This window comes from Paracoccus indicus, assembly GCF_003056335.1.
GTDB classification, from domain to species: domain Bacteria; phylum Pseudomonadota; class Alphaproteobacteria; order Rhodobacterales; family Rhodobacteraceae; genus Paracoccus; species Paracoccus indicus.
This window is the reverse complement of sequence record NZ_PYWA01000015.1, coordinates 1-12,678: the sequence shown is the minus strand read 5'-3', so window position 1 is coordinate 12,678 and position 12,678 is coordinate 1. Positions and strand designations below refer to the sequence as shown.

Sequence of the window (12,678 nt, the reverse complement as noted above, 5' to 3'; positions counted from 1 at the left end):
GTGGCGGGTTGATGTAGCCAAAGCGCATATGGCAGATATTGTGATGCGTTGCGCCATTTTACCATCCTAGCTGATCAGGTTGTAGAGGATTCACAATCGATTTCACTTCGCCACTACACCCCCCCCCGCCCTCCTCTAGCGGCCGCATACCACCCGCTACGGGCACTGACGAAGGTTGAATGTAACGAATGCCGTCGTGCGCACCACTTCAAACCACTCGATCATTGGTGATATAGGCGTTCACGGTTCCATTCTGCCCAATTTTGCGAACTTTTGTCCATCGATCAGCTTCGAGAACGACAAGAGCTGTTTTGAGCGTTGCGACGCTCTTCACCCCAAAAAGGGGGCAAGGGGTTTGTGGGATATAACTACAGCATTGTTCTCCCTGACCCTTGCCGTCAACCACAGATGGCCGCTTCCGATTAATAAAAGTCTGGAAAAGAGCTCCGCTGGAACTTCACATTCCGCTTCGTTCCACCCCCTGCAAACGCAGGGGTTTCGGCGCGACCGAAAGTGTAAAAAATTACATTCCCATTTCTTGCCAATCTTACAGCCTGCCGAAGCGCAGGCTTCAACTCAGGGGCAGGGAAAGGTCAGTGCCCGTAGTCCCAGGCATCGTCCTTCGGCTTGATCCGATGCTCCGAGGTCGGGCTTTCCTCTGATCTCACCTCTTCGACGGGCACCGTCCTGTGATCCTGGACCTTCCCCTCCGAACCAAGGGTTCGGGGTTCCTGCTTGCGAGACGGTTTGGGGCGCTTGGCCCGTTCCTCCATCTCCGCGACCTTCCGGTTGACCGCCTGCGTGGTGCGGGCGAGGATTTCGGCTTCGTCCAGGCCCTTCTCGCGGGCGTATTTGCAGTTCTCGATGGCGATCGTCTGGATCAGGGTGTTCAGCCTGTCATTCGTCGCTTCCGCCTGCTTGGCGCGCTTGAGGGCCGTATCCAAGCGGCTTTGCAGATCATCGACGAGCTGCGGATAAGCCTGAAGCTTCCGTTTCAGCTGGTCGTTCTCCTCCTGCATCCTCGGGGTGCCTGTCACCTTCTGGTTCAGCACATAGGCCTCGACGGCATTTTCGCGGGCGTCCCGATGCCAGCGCGCCTGAACGCCTTTCAGAGCGTCCGTGGCGGCCTCTGAGGCCCGCTTGCGCCATTCCGCGTCCGTTTCCCCGCCCAGCCCCAGAACCGCGCCCCTGCGCCTCTCGGGAAGCTCCACGGCTGCCAGGGGATCGGTGATATGCGCATAGACCCGTTTCACCCGTTCATGCTGCGCCACGGAGCCTTCGATGCCGCGTTCGAGGCCGTGGGTCCTTCCGACCCGTTCCGCGAAGTCGGTCTGCATGGCGGAGAGCTGCTGACGGTTGCCGACGATGGCGCGAGCATTGAGCTTGCCGCGCTCATCGAGGGGGATCGTCATGACCGACATGTGCGGAGTGCTCTCGTCGCGATGGATGACGGCCGAGAGGATGTTCTCGGCCCCGTGCCGGTCGCGCATCCAGTCCAGGGCGTCGCGGAAGTAGGCGTCCTGTTCCTCGCGGGTCATCTTCTGCATCGCTTCGGGGGATGCGCCGATGAAGTATTCCAGCCCGTGAACCGCGTTGCTGCGGATTTTCTCGGGGGCGCGCTCCTTCCAGGCATCGAGGACGCCCCGGCTGTTGTCGGCCCCGTGCAGGATGGTGTTGTCGGGGGTGCGCCGCTCATCTGCATTGGGCGTGTCGCGTTCGCGGAAGGTGTGCTGGAGGCTGGCCCCCATGTTGCCCAGGTTCTTGATCTTCGCGCAGCGCAGGATGGCGTATCGGCGGAAGCCGATGCCTGTCATCATCCTGGCATTGCCACTGGTGGTGGCCCCGCGGCCCTTGCGCTTCTCTTCGGCGTCGTAGCCGTACATGACCGCACCTCCGCAGGAGAAAGGAGGCTTTATGTGTACTCACTAGACAATTCAGCACAAGGCCAAATTATCCGCTCGCCCCGCCAGGCGGGGAAGCACACATAAACCTTACTGTTTCTGACGCTGGAAGCTTCAGAATTTTCTCCCACTATGCCACCAACCAAGAAAAAATCAGCATTGGCTGCTTGACTCTGCGTTAGTTGCAATGCACTTATATGGCATCGCAAGGAGAATTAGCATGAACGGACAAAAGAGACTGGCCGAACTCGGTCTGAACGCAGTGAAAGCATCGTACTATCTCGAGCTTCCCATCGAGATCATCGCCGAAGCGGCAGCTGAAGATGAAACACCTACGTGGTTGGATTTTTGCCTAACCGCGATGGAAGAAGTAGCTGAGGAAGATGATGATGCCTTTACGTACCTGCAGGTGGGAGAAGACATTCAAGGCACTTCCTGGTCGGAAATCACGGCTCGAAAAGCGATTCCAATCATTGTGGAGTACGCACGTCGGGGAGAAGTGCTGACCTATGCCGATCTCGACCGTGAGTTGAGAGAGCGAGATCCCGAACGCAAGCCAGCCGGAACCCTACCCAAGTATGCGAAGCCTCTAGGTCTGATTGGGAACGTCATTGAGCAGATACGCGAAGAAGCACGTCTCAAAGACGGGGTGGTGCCAAGCGACTATTCAGACATTCCGCCTCTTGAGGTCCTTGTCACTCGTGGCAGGACAGGGATGCCTGGAACTGGAGCAGACGGTTTTCTGGTCAGCTACCTTGAGGCAGTTGGTGAGAAGAACGTCGAGGATCGTCTGCATTTCGAACGCAAGGCACTGTACTCACGTGCTCAGCGTGATGTCATGGAATATAAAAAGTGGGGATTTCTTATCAATTTGTGCAGTAAGTAACAGGATATTTTAAAGAGGATTAATTTAGCATGCGTGCAATTATGAAGCGAGTACACCTAACTCCAGCAGGTGATAAAGATGGTGATCTCAATATAACATGCGACGTAATGGTCGGTGAGTCTGGAGTGCCTTACTTAAAAATGGCATCTTTTGGCGTTCTTGGGGGTTTCAAGGAAAGTTCGGAAACTCTTCTTCCTTTCGTATTAAGGCCAAACGGTGATGTTGATTTTGGTACTGAGTTCGAGGAGGGTGACTATCGATATGGTAAAACAAATTTTCTTTCAGGAAGGGTTCTGGAAGTTGGGGAGCTATTCACTTTCAGATATGATGGGAATGACTGTACGTACAGAGTGGCTGGAATATTCGAAATGTAGTACATTGCGAAGCTTGCGAAATATTTTCATTTTTTTGATAGAGATAAAGATCGAGCGGCGGTGTCGCAGGCATTTATTTCAGTCATCGCCTTCGAGGTAACCGTCATCTAATAGATATATGTTTTTCCCATAACGTCCCTTTTGGCTCAAGTTGGATCAGAAGTAACCATAGTTCGAATTGTTCAGATCACCCGCTGGGGCGGCATTTTTCGCAACGGTAATCAAGTTGGCGACATCGATCTGGCCTCGGCCAGCTTGCGGTCGGCACACCTGCCTGTCGGTGTGCGGGTGTCTAGCTAGTTCGTCAGCGAGCTCTATCGCTTAAGCGCTTCACTGTAGGCTCGCTAATTCCTAGTCTTGTAAGTCGGGGGGTGGGTCTGCACATGATCCGTTCTGCGGATAACAACGAGGTTTATAGTGTTCGCCTGGACACTCTGATACCAGGTATGCTAGGAAGTTGGATAAGCAGCATCTAGGCGGATAAAAACATTATGCTTGAAGTGGTTAAGGGAAATTTCCACCAGGAATCCACAAGCAGAGAGGCCCCCCAGAAGAAGGGCCGCTCGGGTTTGTACACCATGGTTGATCTTTTTGCGGGGTGTGGCGGCTTATCTATGGGCTTTGAGAACGCTCAGTTCACGCCGCTGTTTGTCAGTGAGCTGAACGCAGATGCAATGCAAACCTACCTCAAGAACCGCCACCATGAGCTTGGAGGTGAGATGTTCTCCAGGAACCCTGCATTGCGCTGTCATGACGCACACGAGCTTCAGGGAGAACGTTTAGAGCAGATGGTTGCTGATCTCAGCACTATGCCCGAGGCCGATTTCCGCTTTGACACGGGCAGTCCCGAAAGTGGTAGCGGAAGTTCTCTAGATGTTTTGACTGGAGGCCCTCCATGCCAAGGGTATTCTGGCATTGGCATCCGTCGATCTTATGCTGTTGACCGTAAAGAGATTCCATCAAACGTTCTATACGGGCGGATGGCGCAAATTATCTGCCGGCTGCGCCCACGAATCTTCTTGTTCGAGAACGTTCGTGGCTTGTTGAACGCGAAATGGACACAGGAGGGTGGAGAGCCGATTTGGCCCGACGTCAAGGCGGCATTTAAGCAGATTCCAGGGTATGAAGTTCGCTGGTCCTTGGTATTCGCCAAGGACTATGGCGTTCCCCAGAACCGTCCACGAGTGTTGCTTGTCGGAATCCGCAAAGACATCTTGGAGTCCTGCCCTTCGCTCAAGCCGGAGGCTGATGAAGAAGATGCGATTAGATGCGGTTTTCTTCCTGCCGGTGAGCCGGGTTCGTTCCCAGACTTGCAAGATTTGCTTAGTGATCTGGTAGACGACAGCGTTTCGGCAACGCTGCGGTCTGGTCAATTTGCGCCTGGCCCCTTCGAGACCACAAGCTATCCGCGTCCAGCGCGTACGGCTATCCAGAAGCACCTGCGGACGCCGCCTCCCTGGGAGCCGAATGGCCGGGTGCGGCTTACAGAGCAAGAGTATTCCAAGCACAAGTGGTCGGTGGTCGATAAGTTTGACCACATGCTGGCCAACAACGGCGAAATCCCCGAGCACTATAGGACTCGAAAGTTCTCTCAAAGGGTACTTCCCCCACATTGGGGCAACAAGGAACCGCACATGACGGCGACCTCTTTGCCCGATGATTACGTGCATTACTGCCAGCCCCGCATCCTGACAGTGCGGGAATGGGCTCGGCTCCAGCTCTTTCCGGACTGGTACCGTTTCGCAGGCAAGCGTACGACCGGCGGCATTCGTCGCGCAGGAAATCCGCTCGAAGGCATTTTCGACCGGGAGGTTCCCAAGTACACGCAAATCGGCAACGCGGTGCCAGTGGGATTGGCCCAGAAAGTGGGCGAACACTTCCGAGGCATTTTGGATCAGGCATTGGGCGAGAGGTAGCTAATGCCTCTTCGCCAACTTACCGCCATCGAACGGCAACGGATGAAGCGCCTTACAGCCGAGTCCGTTGATATTACCTTGTTACAGCCGACATGGACCGCTTTGGATAAAGGCTACATGGACGCCACGGCCCCGGTTCGCAATTATCTCAAGGAGAATGGGCTGCACGACTTTGAGTTCCAAGGTAGGGGCGCACGTGAGAACGGGGTAAAAGTCGACGCCTTCCTTGTCAGTGAGCAGGAGCAAATTAAGGCACCCGCGTCCCTCTACAAGCCGAAGGCCAAGCCTACGAAAGACGGCGACCCGCGTATCTGGTTTTCTAAGCTGCATCACCATGCCAACCCGGACGACATGCTGGCCGTCACGGAGCATGCTGGCCAGCTCGTGGTTATCAACCTCACGCAGGTTGACGTGGCCCAAGTGCTGGATGTCCAGCAAAGCGGCCCGTTGTGGGATGTCCTTCGGGATATCAGCGCCGATGCGACCAGCATCGCGGACGAGCTCTTGGGCAAGCTGCGTATCATCGCAGCGGGCGGTTACGTCCCTTCCATCATGGACGAGCGAGCGGATACCGCGATCGGTCGCACCCTTGAGGCCGCGCTTGGCATTGCCATGAACGCGCGGCGGGAGCCCGATTACAAGGGCATTGAGCTCAAGTCGTACCGGCGAAAGCCCAAGTCGCAGGAGAACCGGAAACAGCTCTTCGCGAAGGTTCCCAATTGGGAAATCAGCAAGTTCAACAGCATGACGGACGTGCTCGATGCTTTCGGATACTTCCGGGAAGGCCGAGACCGCCTGAATTGCACGGTCAGCGCCGCTAACGTGAATTCGCAGGGGCTCACGTTCAAGCTCGATGAGAAGAGCGGCATATTGAACGAAGTTTCGACTACCACGAACCATGGCGCTTTCGCTTCGTGGTACCTGTCCGAGCTGCGGGCCGACCTTGAGAAGAAACACGCCGAGACATTTTGGGTCGGGGCAAAGGTCCATCCGATTGATGACCGCGAGCATTTCGAATTCACGGACGTGATACACACGCGAAAACCGATAGGCTCGCAGTTCGACATCCTTATTGAACAGGGCGAAATCACTATGGACCACATGATGAAGCGGCTCGATTCAGGACGTGCGCACGAGCGCGGGCCATCGTTCAAAATCGGGGCCGGTTCGCTCGACCTCTTGTTTCCGCCAAGCAAGACCTATGCCCTCACATGACGAGCGGCGCCCCCCTACCCCGCCGGGTGCCTGACCCTCTCACGCGCGGCCAGAAGGTTCGAATAACCCGCCTGCGTTATCGCCTGTTGGACTGGTACGCGGTGCATGGCCGCGACCTGCCATGGCGGCATGACCCTGCGAACACCTTCGAGCGTATCTGCGTCGAGGTGCTATTGCAGCGCACCAGGGCCGAGACCGTTGCCAAAGTGTATCCTACGTTCTTTGGCCGGCTTCGCTCTTGGGCCGATATTGCCGCCGCACCGGTTGAAGAGCTCGAAGAGCACTTCAAGCCTATTGGCCTCTGGCAGCGCCGTGCCCGGTCGATGAAGGCCTTATCGACATTCGCCGCCGAACGCGGTGGCCAGTTCCCGGACACGGTTGACGGCTTGGCTCATGTTCCAGCCGTTGGCCAATACGTGGCCAATGCAATCCTCGTATTCCAACACGGTGAAAACCGCCCCTTGCTAGATGTGAACATGGCCCGCGTTATCGAACGCTATGTCCGGCCCCGCCGGTTGGCCGACATCCGCTTTGACCCTTGGCTACAAGAAGCCGCGCATTGGCTCGTTCGCGGCGACAAGCCGGTCGACATCAATTGGGCGGTTTTGGATTTCGCGAGTGCAATTTGCACGGCGAGGAACCCTCGTTGTTCCGCGTGTCCGGTTGCTCGGCGTTGCTCGTCCCGGCAGTCATAGCCTCACCAGGAAACGCGCTCGCCTTCACGACCGGGCCAAAGCATGGCGGGGTGTTTCTCGTGGACGAAGTTGCACGGCAACCCGCTTGTTGCCCCGCACAACGCTATCGCCTCGTTCCTGCTATCCGCGAGGGCATATCCCCATCGTGACGGGTGACGTTCTTCTGTTTGAGAGGCTTCGAGTTTCCAGACGCGCATACTGCCTGTCTATATCCTCAAAGTTAACAGAGTCATAACCTTCAAAAAACCACATTTGTGCTTTCGTTCATTTGCGGGTTATTCCTGCCTCATCTTCCAGCTCTTTGGTTCGCGCCTCGATGTATGCTTGCAGTTCACCGACCATTCTCCGGTCGGTCGCACTACAAGCCGTCTTGAACCGCGTGTGCAGGCTAGCCGGTAAGTCGAGGCTCAAGCGCTTTGTCGGTTCATCCGTGGCCGCAGCTTTCGCAACCGGCTTCGATGTCCGTGTAGTGTCGTGCCCAGCCCCGCCTCGCTCGAATGCGAGGATCTGGTCATCCGTGGGATGCTTTGGCTTCGGAGCTGCTGAAAACGTCTTCTTCGACATACCGCTTAACCTCTTCCGTTAGGTGTTCAATCTCGCGGGCGGCACTGCTATCGCCTGCCCACTCAAAAATCGTTTGCCCCATGGTCATGCCTTCCGCGAAGGCGACCCGTTGCTCGATTTCACTTTCCAAAATCGGTAAGCCCGCTTCTGCGGCCATGTTGCGGATATCCCGGCCAATCACAGTTTTCCCTATCTTGCGGGAAACTACAAAACCACATTTGAGGGATGGCTTGAACTCTTGCGCTTCCTTCACTTGACGCACTGTTAGGTCGGATGCCCAGGTCGACAGCCCCGAGGGCTCAATTGGGAGCACCACGAAGTCGGAGGCGACGATACAGGACCGAGCAATCTCTTCGGCATGGGGGGGAGCGTCGATGATAGTATGGTCGTAATCTTGGGCTAGCTTGAGCGCGTCCCGTGCCATGTTCGCGCGCGCCATGCTTACGACCTGAAAGGGCGCATCTTCGCGCAAGCTCGCCCATGTGGAGGCCGAGCCTTGCTTGTCCGCGTCTATCAGCAGCACCCGATGCCCCTGACGCGCCAGACAGCCCGCAACGTTCACCGAGAGGGTGGTTTTGCCGACGCCGCCTTTTTGGTTCAGGAATGATACTATCATGGATCAGCCTCACCACATTAGTGGCTATGAGTAAAGTCACAAAACCACATTTGTGCGCTTTTAGAACTTGTATGCGCCACGTTTCTTACAGAATGCCAGAAAATGTTTGTCTGCGTCCTTCACGTCGATGGCCTTATCGTGAACCCACGAGCGCCACTCGCTTTCGAGCACGTAGACATCCCAGCCAGACGCGAGACGCCGTGCCTCGTCATGCGTGTCGAGTTTTTTGAACCGCAACGCTTGAAATGGCAGGGCAACGACCGCCTCAGCAGCTTTGGGGCGGAAGACGACATTGTCGCCTTCTATGCTCATTAGGTAATCAGGCATGTGGCTGTGCGCCACATCGTCTTCGATAATCTTTCCGAGCAGGCGACGGAATTCCTTCGTGGTCGAGCCTGATCCACACTTGTCTCGCAAGAGATCGATGCCGCATTTCCATCTTGGCTGTGACCCGCAGTGCTTTCGCGCTAGCTCATAGAGCCGCCGTTCAAGGGGCTTACGCAGGAAGAAATATTCCTTGTTCAGCGTTAAAACATGGTTGTTCTCAATGGCGTCGAAAACCCAGTCGGACAGTGTGATCTCAACGTCCTGCATTCGCCCATCACGCGTCTCTCTTACGATTTCCGCAGACTCGATGAGACCAAAAACCCTGAAATACTCCTTGCCGCCCTGGCGAATGTTCGTTTCGATCTGTGTGCCCTGTAACCGCCGGAGCGCGTCCTTGAGCAACTTGTAGCCTTGGCCAGAAGTTTGTCGGTTCGTTGCCACGAGCAGGTCGTGAGCTTTGAACCGGAGCGTCCGGCTAACGGTGCGTCCTTCGTTGAGCGCTGCCATGCACTGGCTGATGCAGTAAATTAGCACATCGCGGTCATGCACCGTGGCCAACCCGTACCGGGACGGCGACACTTCGATGAAGTTCTCGCCATTCTGATACCGTCGAGGCCTCATGTCTGGCTTGGTTGAGAGAGTGAAAACCGGATGTTCCATCGAGGCCATATCGCCCTTAGGGACAGCATCCACGATGTCGCACACGAACAGGTCTCTCTGCGGATGACGGTCAGGCAGCAACGGGGAGCGTGAATTCATCACTTCGCACACTGCCTAGCAAGTTCAAGATTCGTCATTTCGAACACCATGGGTTACTATCGGCATTTCACACACCATACGTCAAGCCTCGTCATTTCACACACCAGAGTCCCTGTGGATAACCTTTGATCGCCTCGTCATTTCACACACCTGAAATCGTCATTCTACACACTAAGATTCGTCATTTCACACACCGGTAGGCATAAATAAACCTGTACGAACAGTAGTTTATGTCGATTTTTTTATAGTGTAACTCTTAACTAACTCTATTTAACTCCCCCAAACTTGGAAGTCACTAATACCCACAAAACCACATTTTTTACGCTTTGTAGCATAACCGGACGCGCTTGCGCGCCGGGGGGGAGCGCCCGCCAGGTAGCTGGCGACCCCCCGCCGAACGGACGGGCTGTGTAGTTTTTGAATGCCGTCGGACGCGAGGCCCCTTGTGGGCTGAGTGAACGACTCCGCGGGCGTATGCGCGCGCGGCGGGTGGGGGTCCGGGGGAGGGTGATCCGTCAAGCGATGCTTCCTGCAGAGAAAATACCGGCTTAGGCTGCAAAAGTACCATGCACAGGAGACGGTTTTCGATGAACCTTGAGGATTTCTCAGCCGGCCTTGCCGAACTGATCGGAAGACCGAGCAGACTGAGGCCCTTCGTGTGTGACGGCTCTCCTCTGAAGTGCTTGGTCTTCATTGTCGGGCACAACCCTGCAACAGCATCGGATCGGGATTTCTGGGAGGATTGGGGCCCTGACGGCTTCGACAAGGAAAGCTGGATGGCGGCCTATATCGAGGAGCGGGCCAATCAACCGCTCAAACCCGGAAAATCGTACAGGCCCAGGATCAGCCCCAGCAGGCGTGTCATCGACCAAGTGGTCGCAGCCGCAGGCATGCCGATCCTCGAGACCAACATCTATGCAGGAACCTCGCCGGACATGCGGTCCCTCGGGGAACGGGACATTGCCCCGTTCTACTACCTGGTCGAGACCATCAAGCCGAACCTGCTCATCACCCATGGGAAGGACGCCAAGGAGGCCGCAGATCGCCTAGTGCTTCCCGGCGAGATCATCTCGGTCCCGCATTTTTCACGGGGCTGGTCGAAAGAGAAAGCGATTGAGCTGGGAAGGGCTCTCCGGGCCAGGTTCTGAGCATCGCGCTTCAACCTAGAGGCGGGGTTGGGGGTTGTAATGGGTCTTATGCGGCAGAAACCGCGCGAGGGGCGCTTCGTGCGGAGGTTGTGGGGCAGGAACGGCCTGAAAAGGGCCGCTGAGAGCTTCAGAAAAGGTGAAGAAGGACGTCCTGAAGAATAGTAGGCTGTGTTGATAAAAGGGATTCACATCAAGCTTTGGGCATGATTCAAGCTGGTATCTGCGATGAAGACCAGCTTGGCACTAGACCTTATGTCGGTCGAGGAATGGGCCTTTTTTGAGGGTTTATCCTCGCCGTCCGCGCCGCAAACGGACGCAAGCCCACCAACCACCGCTTCGTTCTTGATGGCATATTCTGGATCGTACGAACCGGGGCTCCATGGCGCGATTTACCCGGGGAGTTCAGCAAATGGTTGCGTGTCTATCGTCAATTCCAGCGCTGGAAGTTGGCCAGGCTTTGGGAGGTCATCATGGAAGCCCTGAACCAAAGTGTGGCCGTGCCAAGCAGCCTGCAAATGATCGACAGTACCGTGATCCGCGCCCACCATCATGCAGCGGACGCTAAAAGGGGACTCCACGATAGGGTTTCGGGCGCTTGAGCGGTGCCTTCAAGACCAAGATCCACCTCCCTCGTCAATGCGCACGGTTTGCACATGAGGACAGAGATCACGCCGGGCCAGACATCTGACTATCTCGGCTTCGATCTGGTCATGGCGGACAATCTACCCTGTCCCAAAGTGCTGCTGGCAGATCGCGGATATGACGCCAACAGCATTAGGGCGCGTATGCAAGATCGCGATGTCCTGCCCGTCATCCCGATGCGCAAGTCATGTAAAAAGCGCGCTGGTGTGGATTGTTCGCTCTATTGCCTTCGCAACACGCTACGACAAGACAGCCGAAAGCTTCTTAGGCTTCATCGACATCACGTCTATCCGCCTTTAACTTCGTCATTTGTCAACATGAACTAATCACTGACATAAACAAAATTTGTCATACCTTCTTTCCAATTTGAGAATACCCCACGCGTAGGAGCTACAATACTTGCGACCTGACTTAAATCTACTTCTGCGACTAAGCTACTAATAGTACTTTTTTCTAATGAGTAACCGTATGTAGCTTCTGAAAGATGTTGCACTACTTGTATGCATACATCTGAGGTAGGGAAAACTCTTGATAAGTCATGAAGGAAAACTCCCCCAAAGTTAATTATTCCAATTTCATTATAGTCAGTCCAAAGTATTCTTCCTCCTGCATTATAGATCCGAACTCCCGGAATTGAATCTGGATCTGACTGCCATTCAGGAGTAATTTTTGAAGCAATTACGTTTGCGGAGAAAATAAGGTTCTTCGCCCTCTCTATACCTTCGGTGGGGTTGGTAATGGATATGTCGTCCCCCATCGCAAGAAGGAAATCCTGCATAAATTCTTTAAATTTTGGCTTGCTTTTCAGGTGCCAGGTGAAAGGTGCTAAAGAAACCTTATTTATTTTTGCTCTATCCGAAAGGTGAGTGTGTAAAAGGGAATTTTCACTTATCCTTTTTATCTCCATGGCTTCAATTAACTTTACTGCCAGAGGGTTAGATAGTAATTTAATTACGTCCACTTTCAGTGATCTGGTCTTGTCATTAAATTGTTTATATAAATTTGAGAAGCCATCGTCTGCTTTCATGCTAAATAGTTTATGAACGTTGATTCCTCTTTCTGAAGGGCTTCCAGCAGATTCTTCTAAGTATTTTCTTAGCTCTCGATCCTTTTGGAATATTTGATCAATATCAAAGGCGACATTATTAAAAAGATTGACCGTATCTGAAATTTGAACTGATATGGAAGAAGAAATGTTAGATTCATGCTGTAAGCGAGATATGTTTAAAGAGTTTATCGCGAGTATTAATGCTACTAGCGAGGCAACTAGTGCAACTGGAACCCCAATCACAAAGCTAAGTAAATTTGAAGTATTTTGCCATCCGGCTGATGCAGGAGAGGAGCCTGCAGTATTGTTAATCAATAAAAATATGGATGTTGCGATTATTACTGAGAAGGCTATATATGCCATAATTGTGAAAGAACTAATAGATTTTCTTAGCGGTCTTTTCATAAATTTACCTTTTGGGAAATTATATTCTCGCCTCGGGTGCGATTGAGTTTAAGCGGTGGCGGGTTGATGTAGCCAAAGCGCATATGGCAGATATTGTGATGCGTTGCGCCATTTTACCATCCTAGCTGATCAGGTTGTAGAGGATTCACAATCGATTTCACTTCGCCACTACACCCCCCCCC

10 protein-coding genes and 1 pseudogene are annotated in these 12,678 nt (G+C 54.1%); 7 read left to right on the top strand and 4 right to left on the bottom strand.

Going from position 1 to position 12,678, the window contains the following annotated elements:
• Positions 1 to 593 precede the first annotated feature (593 nt).
• Positions 594 to 1,883 carry a MobV family relaxase gene (gene mobV / locus DDE75_RS16760; RefSeq protein ID WP_108503535.1) on the bottom strand — a complete coding sequence of 430 codons (1,290 nt, stop codon included), beginning with the start codon at positions 1,881 to 1,883 and terminating at the stop codon, positions 594 to 596.
• A gap of 238 nt (positions 1,884 to 2,121) precedes the next feature.
• Here mobV and DDE75_RS16755 point away from each other — a divergent pair, with 238 nt between their 5' ends.
• The 5 genes from DDE75_RS16755 to DDE75_RS16740 all read left to right on the top strand — a co-directional run bounded on the left by DDE75_RS16755 (position 2,122) and on the right by DDE75_RS16740 (position 6,987).
• Complete coding sequence (locus DDE75_RS16755; RefSeq protein WP_162799096.1) at positions 2,122 to 2,787, top strand: hypothetical protein; 666 nt, start codon at positions 2,122 to 2,124, stop codon at positions 2,785 to 2,787.
• Positions 2,788 to 2,816: 29 nt separating this feature from the next.
• Positions 2,817 to 3,161 carry a hypothetical protein gene (locus tag DDE75_RS17395; RefSeq protein ID WP_162799095.1) on the top strand — a complete coding sequence of 115 codons (345 nt, stop codon included), beginning with the start codon at positions 2,817 to 2,819 and terminating at the stop codon, positions 3,159 to 3,161.
• Positions 3,162 to 3,739: 578 nt separating this feature from the next.
• On the top strand, positions 3,740 to 5,077 hold the full coding sequence (locus DDE75_RS16750; RefSeq protein ID WP_211659378.1) for a DNA cytosine methyltransferase: 1,338 nt from the start codon (positions 3,740 to 3,742) through the stop codon (positions 5,075 to 5,077).
• 42 nt (positions 5,078 to 5,119) lie between these two features.
• Positions 5,120 to 6,292 carry an MvaI/BcnI family restriction endonuclease gene (locus DDE75_RS16745; protein ID WP_211659377.1) on the top strand — a complete coding sequence of 391 codons (1,173 nt, stop codon included), beginning with the start codon at positions 5,120 to 5,122 and terminating at the stop codon, positions 6,290 to 6,292.
• Positions 6,289 to 6,987: an HhH-GPD family protein gene (locus DDE75_RS16740; protein WP_108503531.1), complete on the top strand. Its 699-nt coding sequence runs from the start codon at positions 6,289 to 6,291 to the stop codon at positions 6,985 to 6,987. The genes DDE75_RS16745 and DDE75_RS16740 overlap by 4 nt, the downstream gene beginning before the upstream one ends.
• A gap of 511 nt (positions 6,988 to 7,498) precedes the next feature.
• Here the strand turns inward: DDE75_RS16740 and parA are convergent.
• Positions 7,499 to 8,167 (bottom strand): ParA family partition ATPase, encoded by a 669-nt coding sequence (gene parA / locus DDE75_RS16730; RefSeq protein WP_108503529.1) that lies wholly within the window; start codon positions 8,165 to 8,167, stop codon positions 7,499 to 7,501.
• Positions 8,168 to 8,227: 60 nt separating this feature from the next.
• Positions 8,228 to 9,253 (bottom strand): replication initiator protein A, encoded by a 1,026-nt coding sequence (locus DDE75_RS16725; protein ID WP_108503528.1) that lies wholly within the window; start codon positions 9,251 to 9,253, stop codon positions 8,228 to 8,230.
• Positions 9,254 to 9,840: 587 nt separating this feature from the next.
• On the opposite strand from DDE75_RS16725, the gene DDE75_RS16720 reads away from it, so the two are divergent.
• The gene (locus tag DDE75_RS16720; protein ID WP_108503527.1) at positions 9,841 to 10,401 is read left to right on the top strand and encodes a hypothetical protein; all 561 of its coding nucleotides are present in this window, start codon (positions 9,841 to 9,843) and stop codon (positions 10,399 to 10,401) included.
• A gap of 225 nt (positions 10,402 to 10,626) precedes the next feature.
• Positions 10,627 to 11,343 (top strand): annotated as a pseudogene (locus tag DDE75_RS16715) (IS5 family transposase).
• A gap of 22 nt (positions 11,344 to 11,365) precedes the next feature.
• Here the strand turns inward: DDE75_RS16715 and DDE75_RS17390 are convergent.
• Positions 11,366 to 12,496 (bottom strand): hypothetical protein, encoded by a 1,131-nt coding sequence (locus DDE75_RS17390; protein WP_162799094.1) that lies wholly within the window; start codon positions 12,494 to 12,496, stop codon positions 11,366 to 11,368.
• Positions 12,497 to 12,678: the final 182 nt, after the last annotated feature.